Below are 23,307 nucleotides of genomic sequence, written 5' to 3'. Positions count from 1 at the left end.
ATAATTAATGGAGGCAAATCTGCTCGGGTTGTTTTTTAGTAGTCTGATTTCATCTACGTTGCTGCCCGGCGGTTCGGAAGCTTATCTTGCCTGGTTAGTCAGTGATGCTGAAATATCTCCGATTTTATTGGTCAGTGTGGCAACGATAGGTAATACGCTAGGAGGCATGATTACGTATGGTATGGGACGGTTGGTCGCGATGCGGTATCCGTTGCAGTTATTAAATAAACCAGGTCACGAGCGGGCGAAGCGCTGGTTTGAAAAAGCAGGGAGTCGTATTTTATTGTTTTCATGGCTACCTGTCGTAGGTGATCCGCTCTGTTTTGTCGCGGGCTGGCTGAAGATTAATGCGTTGGCGGCGGTGTTGTTTGTTTTCTTGGGGAAGGCTTTCAGGTATATGCTGGTGGTAGGTTTATTTAGCTAGGGAATGATGGCGGTTACTTCTGCCGGTGGTTTCTATGTATAGAGTGATTCGGTTAACAGTGCTTCTTACGCTTCTGGTTATCGTCAGTTTAAATGCGCTACTTTCTAAGAACCGTTCGACTGATTGGAATGATCCTTTGTGGGTTGTTATTTATCCAGTCAATGCGGATAGTAGAGAGGATACTCAGCGCTATATTAATACACTGAAAACAGTGCAGTTTGACGATATTAATGATTTTTTCGTAAGAGAAGCGCGACGTTATCGGCTTGAGCTGGAAAATCCAGTGAACGTGATATTGGCTCCACCGTTAGTGAATCAGCCTCCTGAACCTGCAAATAATCCAAGTCTGGTTGAGAATGTTATCTGGAGTCTGAAGATGCGCTATTGGTCGTGGCAGCAAGATGGTTGGGATGGCCCCACCCCTGATATAAAAATATATATGCGTTTTTACTCGCCTGATAACCCGCATGCATTGCGTCATTCGCTGGGCTTACAGAAAGGCTTGATTGGTCTGGTCAATGGCTATGCAGATGCGGACTATCAGGGGCAAAATAACCTGATTGCGGTGCATGAGTTGTTGCATACGTTAGGCGCAACGGATAAATATGATCCTAAGACGAACTGGCCATTATGGCCCGATGGTTATGCTGATCCGACAAAAGTGCCTTTGTTGCCGCAAAAAAAAGCAGAAATTATGGCAGGGCGGGTACAGATATCGCCTGCTATTGCGGTAATACCGCCCAGTTTGACGGAGGTGGTGGTCGGTTCAGCGACGGCGATAGAGATTGATTGGCGTGCAGAATAGTATTTAACGAATAAAAAACAGATTTATAATCAGAACAAAAAAACCCGCAAAATGCGGGTTTTTTGATGCGTTAGCTATTACTTAGGGAAGTCGCGCTTGCTTGGCCCAATATACAATTGACGAGGACGACCAATTTTATTCGGGCTGCTATGGAATTCGCTCCAGTTTGCAATCCAGCCAATCGTACGTGACAGGGCAAAAATTACTGTAAACATATTGGTTGGAATGCCAATAGCTTTCAGAATAATACCAGAGTAAAAGTCTACATTGGGATAAAGTTTACGCTGTACAAAATATTCATCTTCCAGTGCGATTTGTTCGAGGCGTTTGGCGATTTTCAAAAGAGGATCGTTCTCAATACCCAGTTCAGCCAGTACTTCGTCGCACGTTTGCTTCATGACTTTTGCGCGTGGATCGAAATTGCGATAAACACGATGGCCAAAGCCCATCAAGCGGAAGCTGTCATCCGGATCTTTAGCGCGTTTGATGAATTCAGGAATGTTGGCTTCATCACCGATCTCTTCCAGCATCTGCAAAACGGCTTCGTTTGCTCCACCGTGAGCAGGTCCCCATAGAGCAGCTACACCCGATGCAATACATGCAAATGGGTTGGCGCCTGAAGAGCCCGCCAGACGTACCGTTGAAGTAGAGGCGTTTTGCTCATGGTCAGCGTGTAGCAGAAAGATGCGATCCATTGCTTTAGCCAAAATCGGATTGGCTTCATAAGCTTCACAGGGTGTACCGAACATCATATGCAGGAAGTTATCTGCATAGTCTAAATCGTTACGTGGATACTGGAATGGCTGGCCAATGCTGTATTTGTAACACATCGCAGCGATGGTAGGCATTTTCGCAATTAAGCGGAATGCGCATACTTCACGGTGATGGGGGTCATCTATGTCCAGAGAGTCATGATAAAATGCGGATAGAGCACCCACCACACCCACCATGATAGCCATCGGGTGAGCGTCACGACGGAAACCATTGAAAAAATTCGTCATCTGCTGATGAATCATGGTATGACGTTTAACTGTGCTGACGAACAGATCTTTTTCCTCTGGTGTAGGTAGCTCACCATTCAGTAAAAGAAAACAGACCTCAAGGTAGTCAGAGTTTTCTGCCAGCTGCTCAATCGGGTAGCCTCCGTGCAGCAGGATACCTTTGTCGCCATCGATATAGGTGATTCTGGATTCACACGCAGCAGTGGACACGAATCCGGGGTCGTAAGTGAAAAGACCTAAGCCGGTTAGTGGACGAACATCAATGACATCAGGACCTTCGGTGCCGGAATAAACCGATAATTCAATTACTTCATCAAGACCGTCGATTGTCAAACGTGCTTTCTTATCAGCCATTTAAAGGCTCCTATCATTTTATTCATTATATGTAGACTCTGCTGATAATAGGTTATATCAAGAGTCTTGGTCGGAGGTGTACCTGTCACAATATAAAGCCTGATTCAGGTTTGTCAATCTGGACGTCAGGCACTTTTTCTGCATTGCAGCATCTGGTGATGATTTCTACCAATATTAGCGCTGTTACTGAATACTCTTTTAGTTGTAGAGGGTATAAAGATGGGGTAGTAAGTTAGCTAGACATTAGGCTTAGTGCTGGGTCTGGCGCGTTGTAATCTTATTTTGAACTGTCTATACTCTCGATCCGAAGTACGTGTAATTGAGTGTTTGTGCGTACATCTTGTCTGAGGAATTACTCTCTGAACACTACCTAGCAACCTTGCCCCTTGATGGGCAGCAAAGTGTGAATAAGAGCCGTGAACAAAAAAAGACCTGTAAATTTAGATCTACGTACGATCAAGCAGCCGCTTCCTGCGATCACATCCATTCTGCATCGTGCCACCGGTGTTGTGCTGTTTTTTGGCACACTCTTTATGACATATGCACTAAGTTTGTCGCTCGAGTCTGAAGCTGGCTTTAACGAAACAATTACCATGTTTGAGGAAGGTTTCATTGCGAGACTGATTACATGGGGACTTGTATCTGCATTGCTGTATCACCTTCTTGCAGGTGTTAGGCATCTGATAATGGATGCTGGTCATCTTGAAGAACTTGAGAGCGGAACAATGGCAGCGAAAGCTACCTTGGCCGTCGCTGCAGTTGCGATTCTACTGGCGGGAGTCTGGATATGGTAACAAGTATCACTAGCTTTGGCCGAAGTGGCTTATACGACTGGATGGTTCAGCGTGTCACGGCAGTAGTATTGCTGGCCTATACAATCTTTATGATTGGTTATCTGCTGTTTAATTCTGATATGGATTATATGCAGTGGAAATCTTTATTTGAGTGCACTTCGATGCGCATTTTCACCCTACTGGCTTTACTGTCCATGGCTGCACATGCCTGGATTGGTTTATGGTCAGTAACTACAGACTATATCAAACCAACGGGGCTTCGTTTTGTTGTCCAGTCGGGATGTGGTTTGTTGACGTTTATTTACGTCGTTTGGGGTATTCAGATTCTGTGGAGCGTCTAAGAAATGAATGAACTGCGCACATTAACTTTTGATGCGATTGTAGTTGGCGGCGGTGGTGCGGGTATGCGTGCTGCATTGCAGTTGGCGCAATCCGGGCTGAATACGGCTTGTGTGACCAAGGTGTTTCCAACAAGGTCACATACAGTATCTGCTCAGGGTGGTATTACCTGTGCAATCGCAAGTGCTGATCCTGATGACGATTGGCGCTGGCATATGTATGACACAGTAAAGGGTTCCGATTATATCGGTGACCAGGATGCGATTGAGTATATGTGCTCGGTAGGTCCGCAGGCTGTGTTTGAGCTTGACCATATGGGTTTGCCTTTCTCGCGTACCGAAACAGGCCGTATTTATCAGCGTCCGTTCGGTGGTCAGTCAAAGGGACCAGATAATCCGACTCAGGCTGCACGTACCTGTGCTGCTGCTGACCGTACCGGGCATGCTTTGTTGCATACTCTGTATCAGGCTAACCTGAAAGCAGGTACAACTTTTCTGAATGAATGGTTTGCTGTTGATCTGGTTAAGAATGAAGACGGTGCTGTTGTAGGCTGTATCGCAATCTGTATCGAAACAGGCGAGACCGTTTATATTAAAGCGAAAGCGACAGTGCTGGCTACGGGTGGTGCAGGTCGTATCTTTGCTTCGACTACCAATGCTCTGATTAATACCGGTGACGGTATGGGTATGTCTCTGCGTGCGGGTGTTCCTGCACAAGATATGGAGATGTGGCAGTTTCACCCAACCGGTATTGCCGGTGCGGGTACTCTGGTAACTGAAGGCTGTCGTGGTGAAGGTGGTTACCTGATCAACAAAGACGGTGAGCGTTTCATGGAACGTTATGCGCCAAACTCAAAAGACCTTGCTGGTCGTGATGTGGTTGCGCGTTCAATGATTCTTGAGATACTTGGCGGCCGTGGTTGTGGTCCTAATGGTGACTATGTATATCTGAAGCTGGATCATTTAGGTGAAGAGGTGCTTCTTTCACGTCTTCCTGGTATTTGCGAACTGTCTAAAACGTTTGCACATGCAGATCCTGTTAAAGAGCCTATTCCAGTTGTGCCAACTTGTCATTATCAGATGGGTGGTGTCGCTACCAATATTGGTGGTCAGGCGCTGTTTCCTGATAAAGACGGCGGTCATACTATCATTGACGGCCTGTTTGCTTGCGGTGAAGTGGCTTGTGTGTCAGTTCATGGTGCAAACCGTCTTGGTGGTAACTCATTGCTTGATCTGGTTGTCTTTGGTCGTGCAGCGGGTATTCAGATTGAGAAACAAATGCGTGAAGGCTATGAAGCTAAAGATGCTTCAGAAGCTGATATTCAACGCGCGATGACTCGTTTGAATCGTTTGAATGGTTCGTCTGAAGGTACGGCTGTTGCTGAAGTTCGTAAAGAACTGCAAGCAACTATGCAGCTGTACTTCGGGGTGTTCCGTGATGGCGAAAGCATGCAAAAAGGTCTTAAATTACTCGGTGAGATTCGCGAGAAAGTTGAAAACCTGTATCTTGATGATAAAAGTCATGCTTTTAATACAGCACGTATCGAAGCGCTGGAACTTCAGAATTTGATGGAAGTTGCTGAAGCTACTGCTATCGCAGCAGAAGTTCGCAAGGAATCGCGTGGTGCTCATGCGCGTAATGACTTTGCTGATCGTGACGATGAGAACTGGTTATGCCATTCAGTTTTCTTTCCAGCGGATAAGACAGTCGGTAAGCGTGCGGTTAACTTCGCGCCCAAAACTGTTGAGCCATTCCCTCCTAAAATTCGTACCTATTAAGGGGTTATTACAGTGTTAGTAAGCGTATATCGTTACAATCCTGAGACTGATGATGCTCCTTACATGCAGGATATCCATATCGATATCCCTGGTGGTAAAGACATCATGGTTTTGGATCTCCTTCATTTGTTGAAGGAAAAAGATACATCACTGGGTTACCGTCGTTCATGCCGTGAAGGTGTGTGTGGTTCTGACGGTATGAATATGAATGGTAAGAATGGTTTGGCTTGTATTACGCCACTGTCTGCAGTGGTTGTTGACGATAAGCTGGTTATTCGTCCGCTGCCGGGACTGCCTGTTATCCGCGATGTTGTTGTGGATATGTCACAGTTCTATAAGCAGTATGAGAAGATTAAGCCATTTTTGATCAATGATACGCCAGCGCCTACCATGGAACGCCTGCAGTCTCCTGCAGAGCGTGCTGAGTTAGATGGTTTGTACGAGTGCATCTTGTGTGCATGTTGTACAACGGCTTGTCCTTCATTCTGGTGGAATCCTGATAAATTTATTGGTCCGTCTGGATTGCTGCAAGCGTATCGCTTCCTTGCAGATAGTCGTGATACGGCAACACATGAACGATTGTCTGAGCTGGATGATCCGTTTAGTGTTTTTCGCTGTCATGGCATCATGAATTGCGTGAGCGTCTGCCCGAAAGGACTGAATCCTACTAAGGCAATTGGCAAAATTCGTAACATGCTGCTCCAGCAGGCGACTTAAGAAATATAAACGGCACCCAATAGGTGCCGTTTTTTTTTGGTTCTTTAGCCGAAAGGCTTATGCTTTTAATCGGTTGTTTTCTGTAGAATCGAACCTCATTTGATATATAAAGCTTGTTTTAAAAGGCATATAATAATGCCCGCATTTCCATGCCATGTCGTGGAAGCGCAGGGTTAAGACAACGGAAACACAAGAAGGGGCATCTGCGCGGATTCGGTCAGGTAATTGACAGCGTGGGCAGTCCCTCGAGCCAGGGTGATCAACTAATGCAAGAAGGCGTAATGGAGTTGCTGTGGAAGAACGCTCACCTATACGGTGGGAACCTTTCCTATATCGAGCAGCTATATGAAACTTACCTTATGGACCCCAATGCTATTCCACAAGAATGGCGGGAAGAGTTTGACCGCTTGCCAAAAGTGGGAGAAAGCATTTCTCAGGACGTCCCTCATTCACCAGTGCGTGAGCACTTCCTTTATCTCGCTAAGAATCAGAAGCGTTCTCAGCCTGTAGCGCGGAGTAGTGTTTCTTCGGAACATGAGAAGAAACAAATTCGTGTATTACGCATGATCAATGCTTATCGTGTGCGTGGCCACCAGGTTGCTAAAATTGATCCTTTGGGGTTGATGGAGCGTGAAGATGTGCCTGATCTGGAGCTTCGGTATCATGAGCTGTCTGAAGCAGATTTTGATACTACGTTTCAACTGGGTTCACTATTCTTCGGTCCGGAAGAAGCACCATTAAAAGACATTATTGCTGATCTTAAAAAGACTTACTGTGCAACAGTAGGCGCTGAGTATATGCATATTGTTGATACTCAGGAAAAACGCTGGATTCAGTCCCGACTTGAACCTGTGCGCTCTCATCCTCAGGTAGAAGTTAGTAAAAAAAGGATGATTCTGGAGCGTTTAACTGCGGCAGAAGGTCTTGAAAAATATCTGGGTTCACGCTATGCCGGTGCTAAACGTTTCGGTGTCGAAGGGGGCGAGTCACTGATCGTTTCGCTTAATACTCTTATTCAGCGCGCAGGTAAGCAGGGAGCCAAAGAAGTTGTTATTGGTATGGCTCACCGAGGACGCCTGAACACATTGGTAAATATCTTTGGTAAAAATCCAGCAGATCTTTTCAGTGAGTTCGAAGGTAAGAAAACATTAGAGACATCCGGTGACGTAAAATATCATCAGGGTTTTTCGTCAAATGTTATGACAGCGGGCGGTGAAGTTCATATTGCGATGGCATTTAACCCATCTCATCTTGAAATTTCTGCTCCTGTGGTAGAAGGTTCTGTTCGTGCGCGTCAGGATCGTCGCAATGACTCTGTCGGTACAACTGTTGTTCCTGTAAACCTTCACGGTGATCAGGCATTTGCAGGTCAGGGTGTGGTGATGGAGACATTCCAGATGTCCCAGACCCGCGCTTATAAAACCGGTGGTACTGTTCATATTGTGATCAATAACCAGGTTGGTTTTACGACCAGTAAAAAAGAAGATTCGCGTTCAACTGAATATGCAACCGATGTTGCGAAAATGATTCAGGCGCCTATTTTTCATGTCAATGGTGATGATCCTGAAGCGGTGCGTTTCGTTACGCAGGTGGCTTTGGATTACCGCAACGAATTTAAAAAAGATGTTGTTATTGATCTGTTCTGTTATCGCCGTCGTGGTCATAATGAAGCAGATGAGCCATCCGGTACACAACCGTTGATGTACGCTCAGATTAAAAAGCAAAAAACTACGCGTGAATTATATGCTCAAAAATTGATTGATGAAGGCGTTATTACTGCTGAAGAAAGTAAGCAGAAAGAAGTGGCCTATCGTCAATTACTTGAAAATGGAGAGCATGTTGTTAAGTCGCTTGTAAAACAGCCGAATTCAGAACTGTTTGTTGACTGGCAGCCTTATCTGGGTCACGAGTGGTCATTTGAGTGTGATACGCGTGTTGACCTTAAGTTGCTCCAGGAACTTGGAGCAAAGATCTGTGAAACACCAGAAGGCTTTAGTGTTCAGCGTCAGGTTGAAAAAATCTATGATGACCGTAAGCGTATGGCTGCAGGTGCGATGGCGCTTAATTGGGGTATGGCTGAAACGTTGGCTTATGCAACGATTCTTGCGCAAGGGCATCCGGTTAGGTTAACGGGTCAGGATGTGAGGCGCGGTACTTTCTCGCATCGTCATGCTGCATTGCATGATCAGAAAACCGCCGATACCTACTTGCCGCTAGAGCATTTGTCTGCTGATCAACCACGACTTTCTTTGCATGATTCCTACTTGTCTGAAGAAGCTGTGTTAGCCTTTGAATATGGTTATTCAACCACAATGCCAAATGCGTTGGTTATTTGGGAAGCTCAGTTTGGTGATTTCGCTAACGGTGCCCAAGTTGTTATTGATCAGTTTATCGCGAGTGGTGAGCATAAATGGCAGCGCCTTTGCGGTCTGACATTACTCTTGCCCCACGGTTTTGAAGGTCAAGGCCCTGAGCATTCTTCAGCACGTCTTGAGCGGTTCCTGCAATTGTCAGCTGAACACAATATTCAGGTGTGTACGCCGACAACGCCTGCGCAGATCTTCCATTTGTTGCGTCGTCAGGTGATACGCCCGCTACGCAAACCGTTGATTATCATGTCGCCTAAGAGCTTGTTACGTCATAAGCAGGCGACTTCAACTCTGGAAGAATTGGCAGAAGGTACTTTTCACTCAGTTATCGGTGAAATGGATAATCTTGATCCGAAGAGCGTCAAGCGTTTAGTGCTTTGCGGTGGTAAGGTCTATTATGATCTTTATAACCGCCGCGCAGAACTTGAAAAAGAAGGCGTGGCAATTGTTCGTATTGAGCAGTTGTACCCGTTCCCTGAAGTCGATCTGGCTAACGCTATTCAAGACTATACCGAACTGGAATCTGTCGTCTGGTGTCAGGAAGAGCCGATGAATCAGGGCGCATGGTATTGTACGCAGCACCATATGCGCTCGGTCTTGCATAAGCATGATTCTTCACTGTCGCTAGTCGGTGTCGGTCGTCCGGCATCAGCTGCACCTGCAGTTGGATATATCTCTGTGCATATAGAACAGCAAGAAACTCTGGTAAACGAAGCAATCAACGGTTAATGACAAAGCTGCCCTCAGTAGGGCAGCTTTTTGAGCATATAAGGAATAGAAATGTCCATCGAAATTAAAGCCCCCACATTTCCTGAATCGGTTGCCGACGGTACCGTTGCGACTTGGCACAAACAACCCGGTGAAGCATGTTTTGCTGATGACCTGATTGTTGATATTGAGACTGATAAAGTTGTTCTTGAAGTAGTAGCGCCACAAGACGGTGTTCTTAAACAGATCATCAAAGGTGAAGGTGAGACTGTACTGAGTGATGAAGTTATCGCGATGTTTGAAGCCGGAGCTGCTGCTTCTGCTGCACCCGTAGCTGAGGCTGCTTCTGCTGAGGCCGGCGATGCTGATAAAGTCGGTCCTGCTGCACGTAAATTGATTGATGAAAACAAGCTTGACGTTAATCTTATTCCGGGTTCGGGTAAGAACGGTGGCATCACTAAAGAAGATGTCGTGAGCTTTATGAAGTCTGGTGCGCCAGCAGCCGTAACATCAGCACCGGCAGCTAAAGCAGCTCCTGCTCCTGCCGCTGTTGTTGTAAATGTTGCTGCCGGTGAGCGTGTCGAAAAACGTGTGCCTATGACTCGCCTTCGTGCCACGATCGCCAGACGTTTGGTTGAAGCGCAACAAACCGCGGCGATGTTGACTACTTATAATGAAGTTAACATGAAGCCTGTCATGGAGCTTCGTAAGCAATATAAAGAGCTGTTCGAAAAAACTCATAACGGTACGCGTCTCGGTTTTATGTCTTTCTTCGTAAAAGCAGTAACTGAAGCGCTGAAACGTTTCCCTGCCGTCAATGCTTCTATTGATGGTAATGACATGGTTTATCATGGTTATCAGGATATTGGTGTTGCTGTTTCTACTGAACGCGGCCTGATGGTTCCGGTGTTGCGTGATACTGATGGCATGAGCCTTGCTGACGTAGAATCGACTATTGCCGATTTTGGTAAGCGCGGTCGCGACGGAAAACTGGGTTTGGCCGATATGCAAGGCGGAACATTTACCATTACAAATGGTGGTACTTTCGGATCGCTGATGTCGACTCCGATTCTGAATCCACCTCAGACAGCTATCTTGGGTATGCATAAAATCCAGGATCGTCCGATGGCTATTGATGGTCAGGTTGTTATTCTGCCTATGATGTATCTGGCATTGTCTTATGACCATCGTATGATTGATGGTAAAGAGGCAGTACAATTCCTCGTTACCGTTAAGAGTTTGCTGGAAGATCCGGCTCGTATTCTCCTTGATGTGTAATTTTCAACCTGTAACCAACGTAAAAATAGGAAAGACACATGTCACAAAAATTTGATGTTATCGTAATTGGTGCCGGACCTGGTGGATATGTTGCTGCAATCCGTGCTGCTCAGTTAGGACTGAATACAGCGTGTGTTGAAAAGTGGGTTGATGATAAAGGCGCTACTTTATTAGGCGGGACTTGCCTGAATGTCGGTTGTATCCCTTCAAAAGCATTGTTGGAATCTACGCATAAATTTCATGAAGCTGCTCATGGTTTCGCCGTTCATGGAATTGAGGCATCTGATGTTCAAATGGATGTTAAAAAAATGGTATCGCGTAAAGATACTATTGTGAAAAATTTAACCGGTGGTATTACCGGTCTGTTTAAAGCTAACGGTGTGACGACCCTTTCTGGTATGGGTAAGCTGTTGGCTAATAAACAGGTTGAAGTTACCGCTGCAGATGGTACTGCTACTGTTTATGATGCGGGCAGTGTGATTCTGGCTTCAGGTTCTGTGCCTGTTGAAATTCCACCGGCCCCACTGACTGAAGGTCTGATCCTTGATAATGTCGGCGCACTGAATATCGATGAAACTCCTGCACGTTTAGGTGTTATTGGTGCGGGTGTTATCGGTTTGGAGATGGGCTCTATCTGGGCACGCCTCGGCTCTAAAGTAACGGTTCTTGAAGCAATGGATGGTTTCCTTTCATTGGCTGATACTGATGTTGCTAAAGAAGCTAAAAAGCTGCTCACTAAACAAGGTCTGGATATTAAGCTGAATGCACGTTGCACTGGTACTGAAATCCTTGACGGCAAAGAAGTCAAAGTGAAGTACAGCGATGCTGAAGGCGAAAAAGAGCTGATCGTTGATAAGCTTATTGTTGCTGTTGGTCGTCGTCCACAGACGCAGGGTCTGTTGGCGGGTGATAGCGGCGTTAAGCTGGATGAGCGTGGATTTATCTTTGTTGATGAATCTTGCCGTACGGATGTTCCAGGTGTTTTCGCTATTGGTGACTCTGTACGTGGTCCGATGCTGGCGCATAAAGCTTCAGAAGAAGGTGTTATGGTTGCAGAGATCATTGCTGGTCATAAAGCGGCTATGAATTATGATGTAATCCCTAACATTATTTACACTTTCCCTGAATTAGCATGGGTGGGTAAAACTGAGCAAGAGTTGAAAGCTGAAGGCGTTAAAATTAAGGTTGGTAAATTCCCATTAGCGGCTTCAGGTCGTGCAATGGCTTCTAATGCTACCGATGGTTTTGTAAAAATCATTGCTGATGAAGAAACAGACCGGATTTTGGGTGTTCACATAGTGGGAGCAATTGCATCTGAGCTTATTGCTCAGGGTGGTATTGCTATGGAATTCTGCTCAAGTGCAGAAGACCTGCAGCTAATGTGCTTTGCTCACCCAACCGTGAGCGAGGCTGTGCATGAAGCAGCGTTGGCTGTAGACAACCGTGCAATACATATTGCTAATCGTAAAAAGCGTTAAGTTAAGTCATCATTACACGGTTTTAAGTTTTGGCCAGGCCAAAAGCCTGGTTAATTTTGCGAGAGCTGTCGCAAGCCCTGTGGGCTGGGTGGGTTATTTACTTGCCTGGATTTATCAGTGACAACACAACGGACTAGAACATGAATCTTCACGAGTACCAAGGCAAACAATTGTTTGCTCAATATGGTCTGCCTGTATCCAAAGGTTACGCGGTAGACACTCCGGAAGCTGCTGTTGAAGCAGTTCATAAAATTGGCGGTGACAAATGGGTTGTTAAAGCTCAGGTTCACGCTGGTGGCCGCGGTAAAGCGGGCGGAGTAAAACTGGTTGAGACGCCAGAAGCTGCACGAGCATTTGCTGAACATTGGTTAGGTAAAAATCTGGTTACTTATCAGACAGATGCTAACGGTCAGCCTGTGACTAAAATACTGGTTGAAACATGTACTGATATCGCTCAAGAGCTTTATCTGGGTGCTGTTGTTGATCGTTCTTCACGTCGTATCGTTTTCATGGCATCTACCGAAGGTGGTGTTGAGATCGAGAAAGTGGCAGAAGAAACACCAGAAAAAATTCTAAAAGCAACAATCGATCCTTTGACTGGCGCTCAGCCATATCAGGCGCGTGAGTTAGCTTTCCAACTCGGTTTGACCGGTGATCAGATAAAACAGTTCACTAAGATCTTTCTGGGTCTGGCTAAAATGTTTGAAGAGAAAGATTTCGCTTTGTTGGAAATCAATCCTCTGGTTATCACTGAAGCTGGTAACCTGCACTGTCTTGATGCCAAAATTGTGATCGATGGTAATGCTGTTTATCGTCACAAAGACCTTCAGGAAATGCATGATCCTTCACAGGAAGATGCCCGTGAAGCACATGCGGCAACCTGGGATCTTAACTATGTTGCACTGGATGGTACGATCGGTTGCATGGTTAACGGTGCTGGTTTGGCCATGGGTACTATGGACATCGTTGCTACACACGGTGGCTTCCCGGCTAACTTCCTTGACGTTGGCGGCGGTGCAACCAAAGAACGTGTTACAGAAGCGTTCAAAATCATCCTGGCTGACGACAAAGTTAAAGCAGTATTGGTTAACATCTTCGGTGGTATCGTACGTTGTGACCTGATTGCTGAAGGTATTATTGGCGCTGTTAAAGAAGTAGGCGTAACAATACCTGTTGTTGTTCGTTTAGAAGGTAACAATGCTGAGTTAGGTGCACAGCGCCTGGCTGAGTCTGGTTTGGATATCATCGCTGCTACCAGTCTGACAGATGCTGCTCAGCAAGCAGTTAAAGCTGCGGGGGGTAAGTAATAATGTCCATTCTGATTAATAAAGATACTAAAGTAATCTGTCAGGGTTTCACCGGTGGTCAGGGTACTTTCCATTCGGAACAAGCGATTGCATACGGTACAAAAATGGTCGGTGGTGTTACACCGGGCAAAGGCGGTACTGAGCATTTAGGTCTTCCTGTCTTTAATACTGTTAAAGAAGCAGTAGAAGTGACCGGCGCTGACGCTTCAGTTATCTATGTACCTGCTGCATTCTGTAAAGATTCAATTCTTGAAGCGGCTAATGGTGGCATCAAACTGATCGTTTGTATTACTGAGCATATTCCGGTTCTGGACATGCTGCAGTGCAAAGTGAAGTGTGATGAACTGGGTGTGCGTCTGATCGGTCCTAACTGCCCGGGTGTTATCACTCCGGGTGAATGTAAGATCGGTATCATGCCAGGCCATATCCACTTGCCAGGTAAAGTGGGTATCGTTTCCCGCTCTGGTACATTGACGTATGAAGCTGTTAAGCAAACTACTGATGCTGGTTTCGGCCAGTCTACTTGTGTAGGTATTGGTGGTGACCCTATTCCAGGCGCTAACTTCATCGACATTCTGGAAATGTTCCAGAATGATCCTCAGACTGAAGCGATCGTCATGATCGGTGAAATCGGTGGTTCTGCTGAAGAAGAAGCGGCTGCTTATATCAAAGCTAACGTGACTAAGCCTGTGGTTTCTTACATTGCCGGTGTTACTGCACCTGTTGGTAAGCGTATGGGTCATGCTGGTGCAATCATCTCTGGCGGTAAAGGTACTGCTGATGAGAAGTTTGCAGCGCTGGAAGATGCTGGCGTTAAGACAGTACGTTCTTTGGCTGATATTGGTAAAGCATTGGCTGAAGTAACTGGCTGGTAAGCTAGTCTTGAGGTAACAAAAGGCAGCTTCGGCTGCCTTTTTGCTTTTTTGCATTCAGATGCGTTGAGCATCACAACACTATTTTCAGGCGCTATTAGTGAATAATCCTCTCGTTATTATCGTTATAGCGCAGTTACTGGGAACGTCGCTTTGGTTTACTCCGAACGGCGTCGCCAGTGCATTAATGCATGATTGGAATTTATCCCTGGATCAACTGGGCTATTTGACCAGCGCGGTTCAGTTTGGATTTATTATTGGTACGTCGATCGTTGCTTTTAGCGGTTTTGCTGACAGGTATCGTGCTAGTCGGATATTTGCGTTAAGTGCTATTTGTGGTGCTGTATTCAATGCCTTGTTTTTATTACCTGACAGTAATTTCACTTCCGCTTTATTCTGGCGCTTTATGACAGGTGTTAGCCTTGCTGGTATCTATCCGTTAGGCATGAAATTGGTTGTCAGCTGGGTGCCTGGTAAAACAGGTCATGCGCTAGGGTGGTTGGTGGGCATGTTAACCTTAGGCACGAGTTTACCGCATGCCATGCGTGGCATGAGTAGTGGCTTGGACTGGCAGTGGGTTATTTTGGGAGCATCTTTTCTTGCGGTTATTGCCGCCGGTATGATTTATCGATTAGGAGAAGGGGAACATCTTCCTGCCAGTTCGACGTTGGTTCGAAAGGGGAAAGCGTTAGCCGCTTTTAAAGTCCCGGAATTTCGCGCCGCAGCATTAGCTTATTTTGGGCATTGTTGGGAGTTATACGCATTTTGGACATTGGTACCTGTGCTTGTTCTGGCTACATTGGAACAAGCCAATTGGTCTGTGTACCTTGTACCTTGGGTTTCTTTTTCTATTGTTGCTGTGGGTTTGCCTGGATGTTTGCTTGCCGGTCTGCTAAGCCGCGAATGGGGCAGTGCGAGAACGGCTTATCTGATGTTGCTGGTGTCTGGGTTTGTTTGTTTGATCTGGCCTTTTGTTGCAGGAGGCTCGATTCTCATTGTGCTTTTCGTATTATTGCTGTGGGGTACAACAGTAATAGCAGATTCTGCGCAGTACTCTGCTTTAGCAGCAGCCAGTTGTCCGAAAGAATATCTGGGTAGTGCGTTGTCGTTGATGAACAGTATCGGTTTCTTTATGACTATCTTTTCAATTTCCTTAACCACTATGTTGTACTCGCATATCGGTAACTATGTTGCCTGGATTATGCTGGTCGGGCCGCTACTTGGCTTGTGGAGTATGAGAATATTGTTAAAATTTGATCCGACCAGATAATTACCCACCTGTATATTAGCCGTTACCTGCAATGTATGCTTTAGGCTGCTTTTTAATTTGGAACCGTCAGTGCTAAGGTATTTCCTGATTGTTGTAACTCAAGATGCTTAAGAAAACTCATGCCTAGCAGGGCGGTTTCTCCATTCATGTATGGATTGATATGGCCGGGGACATTAGTAAGCACAATATTACCCAGCTGCACCCTGTTTAATAAGGTGGAATAAACTTGAATTGATCCATTAGCGGTGCTTACCCGTACTGCTTTTCCTTTCTGAAGATCCATTCTTTCGGCCACTTTTTCAGGGATACTGATGACCGTCGCGCCCGTGTCGAGTAGGAAAACAACGGGTAGCTCATTGATCAGCCCTGATGCAATGTAATGGCCTTGTCTGTTTCGTTTAAGAATAACCGGTTGACTGCTTTCAGCATTGTTAGCCGCCAGTAGCTGATTCGGATTGTGTTGTTTATCGAGCCAGTTATTGAATAGCATTGTTAACAATATTAATGCGATCAGCCATGTTAAGTGGCGCATGATACTGGACATTTTATCTATCATAGCAAAGTATCTGTCCTGTTTTTTGTAAAGTATTAGTAATCTATCCTGGCGTAAAGTTCATTGCAGATGCAACTACTGTCTATACTCTAATAATAGGGCGTCTTGGATGCTTAATAGATAAGGCATGTGGTTATTAACAGGGGACTATCAATGCGAGCTATGCTGGAGAATGTGGGGTCTTTTCTTGCGGACTATTTATCGGCATCGAGAGGCGACAATGCTTTTGTTGCAACAAGTTCTCCAGAACGGCTGGCAAGTTGTATTAGGAAAGGGGATGTTTTGTTAGTCGAGGGTACCAGCCGGGTGAGTACGGCAATTAAGTATCTGACGCAGTCTACCTGGTCTCATGCGGCTATCTATATTGGCGATAGTATAGATTCTACAGATCAGCCTGAGGAGGCTCGAACGCTTATTGAGGCAGATATCATTGAAGGTGTCAGAGCGATTCCCCTAAGTACTTATTATGATCAACACACTCGTATATGCAGACCCGTAGGGTTATCGGATGAGGAAGTCGATGCGCTAATCCATTATCTTATTTCGCGCTTAGGGGATCAGTACGATCGTAAAAATATTTTCGATCTGGCGCGCTATCTTTTACCAACACCGCCGGTGCCAACACGTTGGCGTAGAACATTATTGCAACTGGGCAGCGGCGACCCGACCCGTGCTATCTGCTCCTCGTTAATCGCAGAGGCATTCCAATCTATACATTATCCGATATTGCCCTCGGTGGTATTGGGCGAATCGGTAGGTCAAAGAGAGCGAATGCTGTACAAGCGACACTCCAGTTTATTTACACCGCGTGATTTTGATGTGTCGCCTTATTTTAAAGTGATAAAACCGATGTTGGAAACCGGATTTGATTACCACAGTATTGTTTGCTGGGGAGACCCGTTATTGAGTCATGTCGTTAGCCCCGACTTACCCGTCGAGACAGATGACAGATAATGTGTTCTTATAAATAACTGCATATTATGATTAATCACAGGCGTGCATGTGATTAATTTTTAGATAACTGCAAAAACCTTGTCTGCAGTAGTAGCAGAAAAATAACATTCGTTTCATAATGCACCGACAAACACTTCACACGAGTGAAAAGCATTGCCACCCTCTGGCTTGTTTCCATCCGGATTCATGCAGATCACGCGTACTCCTGTTTGCATTTCTTTATACGCTATTAGTGCAGGATATTTCGTTGAAAATACGCTTGTTGGAATTTGATTATCTGCGTGCGCTCGCTATTATGCTGATAGTGCTGGGTCATTCGGTTTATAACTCTGAAAAAGGTTTTCCTATTCTGCTGGAAAACCTCATTCGAGGCGGTACGGCAGTATTTGTTTTTATTTCCGGTTTTTTCTTACACGCTGTCTTTTCAAAAAACTTTGAATTGCAGTCATTCATGTTGAAGAAGCTAAAAAATGTTTATGTTCCATTTTTGGTTGTGTCGCTGCTTGGCTTAACATTTAAGGTGTTTGGCTGGGGAGGTATCGAAGGCTTGCCTGGCGACAAAATCGGATTAAATATTTTCCATACGATTAAACACTTTTATGTGCTTTATCCGCACTGGTATATCCCTTTTATTATGGTGGTGTTTGTTTTATCGCCTTTGTTTCTTGGTTTTTCACGCCTGCCAGTTTGGCGACAATTGTTGTTGTTGGGGTTGTTTATGCTATTGGCTGTATTTCTGCATCGGCCTCATGGTAATGCCAATGTATTTCAATCGCTGTTGTACTACACCCCTTTTTATATGCTGGGCATCATGTATTCGCAATACCGGTCCTGGTTTGAAACGAGACAACGTCAGATACTATTAACGGCCGTGTTGTTGGTTGCCGGAACGTTGGTGCTGCAAACTTATGTTTGGATATGGGTAGGGAATTATCATAAATCGTTTTTTGGTTTTCACGGGATTGATCTGCAGTTCATACAAAAAATCGGGCTGTGTTTTATTTTGTTGGCGATATGCCAGATGTTGGCAAGCCGAAGCACTCCCAATCTTTGGCTAAAAGAAGTAGGGGATTTGAGTTTTGCGATATTCTTTTTACATCCATTGTTTACGATGGCGATGGGAAATATTTTTCCGCAGTTGGGGTGGCAGAAAGTGCCAGGAGGCGCATGGCTTAGTGTAATGATGACGCTGATGGTATTCAGTATTCACTTCTTTGGTAGTTTTTATACCGCCCGTTTATTCCGGTCACTCTTGCCCGGTAGAAGCCGTTGGTTGATCGGCGCATAAAAATCGGTGCAGCAAATGAAATAGTACTTATTGACTGGTAATCAGGCGTATCATCCGACTAATTATTGAAGCGTAGCGATTGCAATACTATAAAAAAAGTGTAAATTTTAAAATTTTATTACGCTTTTAATATACGGGTTTTTTTTGAAAAGAAAAACGGTGTATTAAGTTTGCTTTTAAGCCTCGTGTGTTTTCTTAGCCCTCGAATTTAAGAATCTATAAATGCCTATATTACGTAATGTTGTGAGTTCTTTGTGCTGGAAAAAAATGGCGTTGGCCGGTGCCTTGCTTCCAGGCTTGGCCGTATTGTCAGTGCTGCCATTGCAGGCCTATGCTGCTCCCACGAAAGTGGCATCTGCTGCTGTGGCTCAGTACGCCGTGACCGGTAAGTTTAACCGCAATACAGTAGCGGATTTGGCGCGTAAGTTGGCTAAGACGCCTTATAAAGAACCTGAGAAAGTGTTGCCTGCGAGTTTGCGGGATCTGAATTACGATCAATACCGGGATATCCGTTTTAATCCAGCTTCTGCTATATGGGCCGATGAAGGATTACCGTTCCAGATGCAGTTGTTCCATCGTGGTTTCTATTTTAAAGAAACTGTCGAGATAGCTATTATCGAAGAGGGCGAATCACATCATCTGCGCTATACGCCCGAACTGTTCACAACAGGCGAAGTTATGCAGCAGCCATTGCCTACTGAAGATGTAGGTTTTGCTGGTTTTCGTTTACATAATCCGCTGAACCGTGCCGAGTATTTTGATGAGATGGCTGTATTTCAGGGGGCGAGTTATTTTCGCTCTTTAGGTAAAAATCAGGCATATGGGCTGTCCTCACGTGGCCTGGCTATTAAAACCGCTGATCCTGAAGGAGAGCAATTCCCTACTTTTCGCGCATTCTGGATAGAAAAACCAGCAAAAGACAGCAACTCGATAGTAGTTTATGCCTTGCTGGACAGTCCGAGTACTACCGGTTCTTATCGTTTTACCCTGCGCCCGGGAAAAAATACGGTGATGGACGTTGAAGTGACGCTTTTCCCCCGTGAAGACCTGAACAAGGTAGGTCTTGCAGCAGGCACAAGCATGTTCATGTTTTCATCGTATGGACGCGATAAAGTAGATGATTTCCGACCAAGGGTACATGATTCTGATGGTTTACTGATGCTCAATGGGAGAGGTGAGCGCTTGTGGCGTCCTCTGACGAATCCGGCTAATTTACAGATCAGTGCATTTATGGATAACGCCCCGTTGGGTTTTGGTCTGTTGCAGCGTAACCGTGATTTCAATAACTTTCAGGATCTGGAAGCGCGTTACGAGCGTCGCCCAAGCTTGTGGGTTGAGCCTGTCGGAAATTGGGGCAGAGGGGCGGTCGTATTGGTCGAAATACCCACTGAATCAGAAATTCATGACAATATAGTGGCCTACTGGTCACCTAAAGAGACCATTCCTGCTGGCTCTGAATACAGTTTTGCGTACAGATTAGTGTGGGGTGTTGCTCCGGTTGCGATGCAAGGCGAGGCCGTGGTTGACGCAACACGTAGTGGACGTGCCGATATTAGCGGCCCCGTACCCGAGCGTTTGTTTGTGGTTGATTACCGATTCCCTAACCCGTTAGATGGGATTGAAATCCACAAGCCCAAAGCCACAGTGAAAAATTCAGGTGGGGATGTGAGTCATATCGTTGTGGTTGAGAATCCAGTGAATAGCGGATATCGCGTCAGCTTTGAGTTGGATCCTAAAGATCAGAAGTTGATTGAGCTCAGATTAGATCTGGAATTCACAGACGGCCGTAAAGCTGAAAGCTGGATGTACCAGTGGTCACGGTAAACCACACTATTAAATCTAATACTGACCATGATAATGACGCAGATATGCTAACGATTGAATCGGGTATGCCGGATGAATGTCCCGGCGAGATGCCGGTTCAGTCATTGCGGGAATTCGGTGTTGATGCTAAACGTCAGCCTGTGAATCCTAATGGCTGCCGGTCTCATAGCTGGCGGCGCTGGTTGGTTCTGGGTACTGCCGTGTTGCTCTCGTTGTGGGGTATTAATGAAATGCGTGCGGTACTCGCCGTTGGTGAAATGACCTTCGTCGAGTATCTGGTGCTGATATTGTTTAGTCTGACGTTCAGTTGGATTACGGTGGCATTTAGCGGCTCAATTGTCGGATTTTTTTATGTTGTGGGGCAGCGCTTTTTCCCTCGCCCACTGCTGAGCGCTCCACTGCATACACGAACCGCCGTGCTAATGCCTACCTATAATGAAGCCCCTGAACGTATATTTGCATCGATTGAAGCGATGGCGTGCGCGATAGAAGAAAGCGGAGAAGGGCGTGCCTTTGATTGGTTTGTTATCAGTGATACGACCGATCCCGACATTGCCATTACTGAAGAAGCTGCTTTTCATACGCTACGTGCACGTATTGGCAAGACCATTAATGTGTATTACCGCCGCAGACGTCAAAACACGGCCCGTAAAGCGGGTAATGTTGCGGACTTTTGTCGTCGTTGGGGTGCAGGTTATGATCACCTTTTAGTGCTTGATGCTGACAGCCTGATGGAAGCAGGTACGATGCTTGAGTTAGCGCGTCGTATGCAGGCCGATCCCGATGCCGGATTGATCCAAACTATCCCTCAGCTGATTAATGGCACAACCTTAATGGCACGCCTGCAGCAATTTGCCACCCGTGTATATGGGCCGGTCGTGGGTACAGGGCTTGCATGGTGGACTGACAAAGAAGGTAATTTCTGGGGGCATAATGCGATTATTAGAACGTGCGCGTTTATGTCAGCCGCAGGGTTACCTGACCTGAAAGGCAATCCTCCTTTTGGTGGACATATACTCAGCCACGATTTTGTTGAAGCGGCGCTGATTCGTCGTGCGGGTTGGAGTGTTGTGATTGCTGCTGATTTGAGCGGATCATACGAAGAGTGCCCTCCGTCGATGATTGATCTGGCGGTACGCGATCGCCGCTGGTGTCAGGGTAACCTTCAGCACAGTCGTGTTGTTACGGCCAAAGGTCTGCACTGGGTTAGCCGTACACATTTGTTGACGGGTATTATGTCTTACCTCTCCTCCCCCTTGTGGTTTATGTTGATCGTGGTCGGTCTGGTATTGGCATTGCAAGCCCAATTTATTCGTCCTGAGTATTTTACAGATGAATTTTCACTGTTTCCTTCCTGGCCCCGAATGGATGCGGCCCGTGCATTAACGCTATTTATCTTTACCATGGTGATATTGTTCACGCCTAAAATACTTGGCTTTATCGCGTTTATCATCAATGGTCAGTTACGCCGCCAGTCGGGTGGGTTTATCCGTCTTATATTGAGTTTTATTCTCGAAGCGATCCTGTCGGCATTGATTGCTCCGGTCATGATGTTGATTCACAGCGGTGCGGTCATGTCGATTCTGCTAGGACAAGATTCAGGTTGGAATCCGCAGCGACGTGATGATGGCAGTTTGCCACTTAAATCTCTGATTTATAGACACCGTTGGCACATGGCTGTCGGCATATTTTTAACCGTTGCCGCTTACTTTAACTCCTTAGTATTGCTTGCATGGTTATCACCTGCCATTGCCGGCATGTTGCTGTCTGTGCCGCTATCGATGCTAACGAGTTCCTGGAGTATTGGTGCACGCGTCAAAAAATGGGGGTTACTACGTACACCCGATGAAAGCGTAAGACCCGCAATTCGCCAGGCGATGGACGAAACACGCGGCGCTTATGAAACCGCCGTGAGTCATGCGCCCGATCTGCTTACACTCGCCAGTGACCCTCGCTGGTACGCCGTGCATCTGGCCCTGATTGATCGTATGCCAACACGAGCCCGTGGCAAAGTTGATGCTGTTGAAGCCACGGCTGCTATGAAAATCCGTGAGGCGACCAGTGTGAGTGAGGCTGTCTCTTATCTGAATCAGCGTGAGCAGGCATTGGTGTTGGCCACTCCCGCTCTATTTACGGCACTGTCTCAGCTATCGCTTTCTCAGGTAACACCATCCTTGCCAACAAAATCTCCACTATCAGAGGAGTCGTTACTACCGGAATCGTTAATATAGGTTTGATTAACAGAAGTTTCGTTAAAACCTGTTTCATGAGGTAAGCATCAGTAATGGTCACGGTTTATACGTAAGCCGTGATTAATACTCGTACTCACATACTCAATCAGGTGATTGAGTTCTGCTTCGTTGAAGTTTCATCTTAGCTATACTCGACGCCAAATAATATATTCAAGGGTTAATACTCACTCATTGCACGAGTCCTCGTTTTTATCGTGACACCAGGGTTGCCAGGAAGCCATGGCACTCAAAGCAATCAGCCATGCATCTTCGCCCCCACCGTCGGCATATTGAAATCGATGAGTTATCTTGGGTAGAGGATGTCCATCTGGTCCGAGTCTTAATAAACCGTTAAAATGCCTAGGCAGGGATCATATCGAGAGAGATTTTTCTCGTTCATGTATTAATTCACAGGAACCACACATATCAATATTGCAAACCATTTCCCTGTTGAGACCCGGCGGTTGAAAATTCTTCTGGCTATTACATTTATCGTATTTATTGCAGGCTTGGTTACGCCGATAATCACCATGACAAAGTTTGTGTTGTTGGAAAATACCTTCTCGGTGCTCAGTGGTGCGTTAGGGCTTTTAAAAGAGGGGCAATTTTTTCTATTTGTGTTGATTACTGGATTTAGTGTTATGTTGCCGCTGTTGAAAATGGCGGTTTTATATAAGTTGCTCAGTGATAAACAGCAGGCTTCTGTGCATCTTGATAGATATTTACACTGGATGCATCTGTTCGGGAAGTGGTCGATGCTCGATGTTTTTGTGGTGGCGGTGCTGGTGGTTGCGGTTAAACTGGGAGCAATAGCGAGTGTGGAGATGCGTTTTGGTCTGTATGCTTTCACGGCGGCGGTGGTATTAACCATGTATGTTACCGCCCGGGTGGTCAGTTTAGCGGATGGTTTACCCACAAAAGCGCAACAGACGAATCCCCTTTAGCAGGCACTTTAATAAGCTC

At 45.9% G+C, this 23,307-nt stretch carries 19 protein-coding genes; 17 read left to right on the top strand and 2 right to left on the bottom strand.

Annotated features, from left to right (window positions below):
- Positions 1–7: 7 nt before the first annotated feature.
- Together Nant_RS14200 and Nant_RS14195 are read left to right on the top strand one after the other, a co-directional pair.
- A complete protein-coding gene (locus tag Nant_RS14200; protein WP_054342326.1) occupies positions 8–424 on the top strand; it encodes a YqaA family protein in 417 nt (138 codons plus the stop codon).
- A 34-nt stretch (positions 425–458) separates the two neighbouring features.
- The gene (locus Nant_RS14195) at positions 459–1,229 is read left to right on the top strand and encodes a hypothetical protein (RefSeq protein WP_054342325.1); all 771 of its coding nucleotides are present in this window, start codon (positions 459–461) and stop codon (positions 1,227–1,229) included.
- Between the two features lie 77 nt (positions 1,230–1,306).
- Here Nant_RS14195 and gltA read toward each other — a convergent pair whose 3' ends face one another.
- Positions 1,307–2,584, bottom strand: a complete 1,278-nt coding sequence (gltA, locus tag Nant_RS14190) for a citrate synthase (protein ID WP_054342324.1) — start codon at positions 2,582–2,584, stop codon at positions 1,307–1,309.
- A 416-nt stretch (positions 2,585–3,000) separates the two neighbouring features.
- On the opposite strand from gltA, the gene sdhC reads away from it, so the two are divergent.
- From sdhC to Nant_RS14140, 10 genes are all read left to right on the top strand, one after another.
- Positions 3,001–3,378 (top strand): succinate dehydrogenase, cytochrome b556 subunit, encoded by a 378-nt coding sequence (gene sdhC, locus Nant_RS14185; protein ID WP_054342323.1) that lies wholly within the window; start codon positions 3,001–3,003, stop codon positions 3,376–3,378.
- Positions 3,372–3,719 (top strand): succinate dehydrogenase, hydrophobic membrane anchor protein, encoded by a 348-nt coding sequence (gene sdhD / locus Nant_RS14180; protein ID WP_054342322.1) that lies wholly within the window; start codon positions 3,372–3,374, stop codon positions 3,717–3,719. The genes sdhC and sdhD overlap by 7 nt, the downstream gene beginning before the upstream one ends.
- A 3-nt stretch (positions 3,720–3,722) precedes the next feature.
- Positions 3,723–5,495, top strand: coding sequence for a succinate dehydrogenase flavoprotein subunit (gene sdhA / locus Nant_RS14175; RefSeq protein WP_054342321.1), 1,773 nt, complete (start codon positions 3,723–3,725; stop codon positions 5,493–5,495).
- Positions 5,496–5,507: 12 nt separating this feature from the next.
- Positions 5,508–6,212, top strand: coding sequence for a succinate dehydrogenase iron-sulfur subunit (locus Nant_RS14170; RefSeq protein WP_054342320.1), 705 nt, complete (start codon positions 5,508–5,510; stop codon positions 6,210–6,212).
- Positions 6,213–6,478: 266 nt separating this feature from the next.
- Positions 6,479–9,310: a 2-oxoglutarate dehydrogenase E1 component gene (locus Nant_RS14165; protein WP_054342319.1), complete on the top strand. Its 2,832-nt coding sequence runs from the start codon at positions 6,479–6,481 to the stop codon at positions 9,308–9,310.
- A 51-nt stretch (positions 9,311–9,361) separates the two neighbouring features.
- The gene (gene odhB / locus Nant_RS14160) at positions 9,362–10,567 is read left to right on the top strand and encodes a 2-oxoglutarate dehydrogenase complex dihydrolipoyllysine-residue succinyltransferase (protein ID WP_054342318.1); all 1,206 of its coding nucleotides are present in this window, start codon (positions 9,362–9,364) and stop codon (positions 10,565–10,567) included.
- A gap of 38 nt (positions 10,568–10,605) precedes the next feature.
- A complete protein-coding gene (gene lpdA / locus Nant_RS14155; protein WP_054342317.1) occupies positions 10,606–12,045 on the top strand; it encodes a dihydrolipoyl dehydrogenase in 1,440 nt (479 codons plus the stop codon).
- 140 nt (positions 12,046–12,185) lie between these two features.
- Positions 12,186–13,352, top strand: a complete 1,167-nt coding sequence (gene sucC / locus Nant_RS14150; protein ID WP_054342316.1) for an ADP-forming succinate--CoA ligase subunit beta — start codon at positions 12,186–12,188, stop codon at positions 13,350–13,352.
- Between the two features lie 2 nt (positions 13,353–13,354).
- The gene (sucD, locus tag Nant_RS14145; protein ID WP_054342315.1) at positions 13,355–14,227 is read left to right on the top strand and encodes a succinate--CoA ligase subunit alpha; all 873 of its coding nucleotides are present in this window, start codon (positions 13,355–13,357) and stop codon (positions 14,225–14,227) included.
- A 97-nt stretch (positions 14,228–14,324) separates the two neighbouring features.
- The gene (locus Nant_RS14140; RefSeq protein ID WP_054342314.1) at positions 14,325–15,494 is read left to right on the top strand and encodes an MFS transporter; all 1,170 of its coding nucleotides are present in this window, start codon (positions 14,325–14,327) and stop codon (positions 15,492–15,494) included.
- A 52-nt stretch (positions 15,495–15,546) separates the two neighbouring features.
- Here Nant_RS14140 and Nant_RS14135 read toward each other — a convergent pair whose 3' ends face one another.
- Positions 15,547–16,050, bottom strand: a complete 504-nt coding sequence (locus tag Nant_RS14135) for a retropepsin-like aspartic protease family protein (protein WP_054342313.1) — start codon at positions 16,048–16,050, stop codon at positions 15,547–15,549.
- Between the two features lie 150 nt (positions 16,051–16,200).
- On the opposite strand from Nant_RS14135, the gene Nant_RS14130 reads away from it, so the two are divergent.
- From Nant_RS14130 to Nant_RS14110, 5 genes are all read left to right on the top strand, one after another.
- Entirely contained in the window at positions 16,201–17,001 is an 801-nt protein-coding gene (locus Nant_RS14130; protein WP_054342312.1) for a YiiX/YebB-like N1pC/P60 family cysteine hydrolase, read from the top strand.
- A 247-nt stretch (positions 17,002–17,248) separates the two neighbouring features.
- Positions 17,249–18,289 carry an acyltransferase family protein gene (locus Nant_RS14125; protein ID WP_054342311.1) on the top strand — a complete coding sequence of 347 codons (1,041 nt, stop codon included), beginning with the start codon at positions 17,249–17,251 and terminating at the stop codon, positions 18,287–18,289.
- A gap of 222 nt (positions 18,290–18,511) precedes the next feature.
- Complete coding sequence (locus Nant_RS14120; protein WP_054342310.1) at positions 18,512–20,113, top strand: glucan biosynthesis protein G; 1,602 nt, start codon at positions 18,512–18,514, stop codon at positions 20,111–20,113.
- The gene (gene mdoH / locus Nant_RS14115; protein ID WP_202905027.1) at positions 20,101–22,344 is read left to right on the top strand and encodes a glucans biosynthesis glucosyltransferase MdoH; all 2,244 of its coding nucleotides are present in this window, start codon (positions 20,101–20,103) and stop codon (positions 22,342–22,344) included. Before Nant_RS14120 ends, mdoH begins: the two co-directional genes overlap by 13 nt.
- Positions 22,345–22,808: 464 nt before the next feature.
- The gene (locus tag Nant_RS14110) at positions 22,809–23,288 is read left to right on the top strand and encodes a paraquat-inducible protein A (protein ID WP_076495952.1); all 480 of its coding nucleotides are present in this window, start codon (positions 22,809–22,811) and stop codon (positions 23,286–23,288) included.
- Positions 23,289–23,307 lie beyond the last annotated feature (19 nt).

It is taken from the genome of Neptunomonas antarctica (assembly GCF_001305295.1).
GTDB classification, from domain to species: domain Bacteria; phylum Pseudomonadota; class Gammaproteobacteria; order Pseudomonadales; family Balneatricaceae; genus Neptunomonas; species Neptunomonas antarctica.
This window is presented reverse-complemented; position numbering and strand designations above follow the sequence as displayed.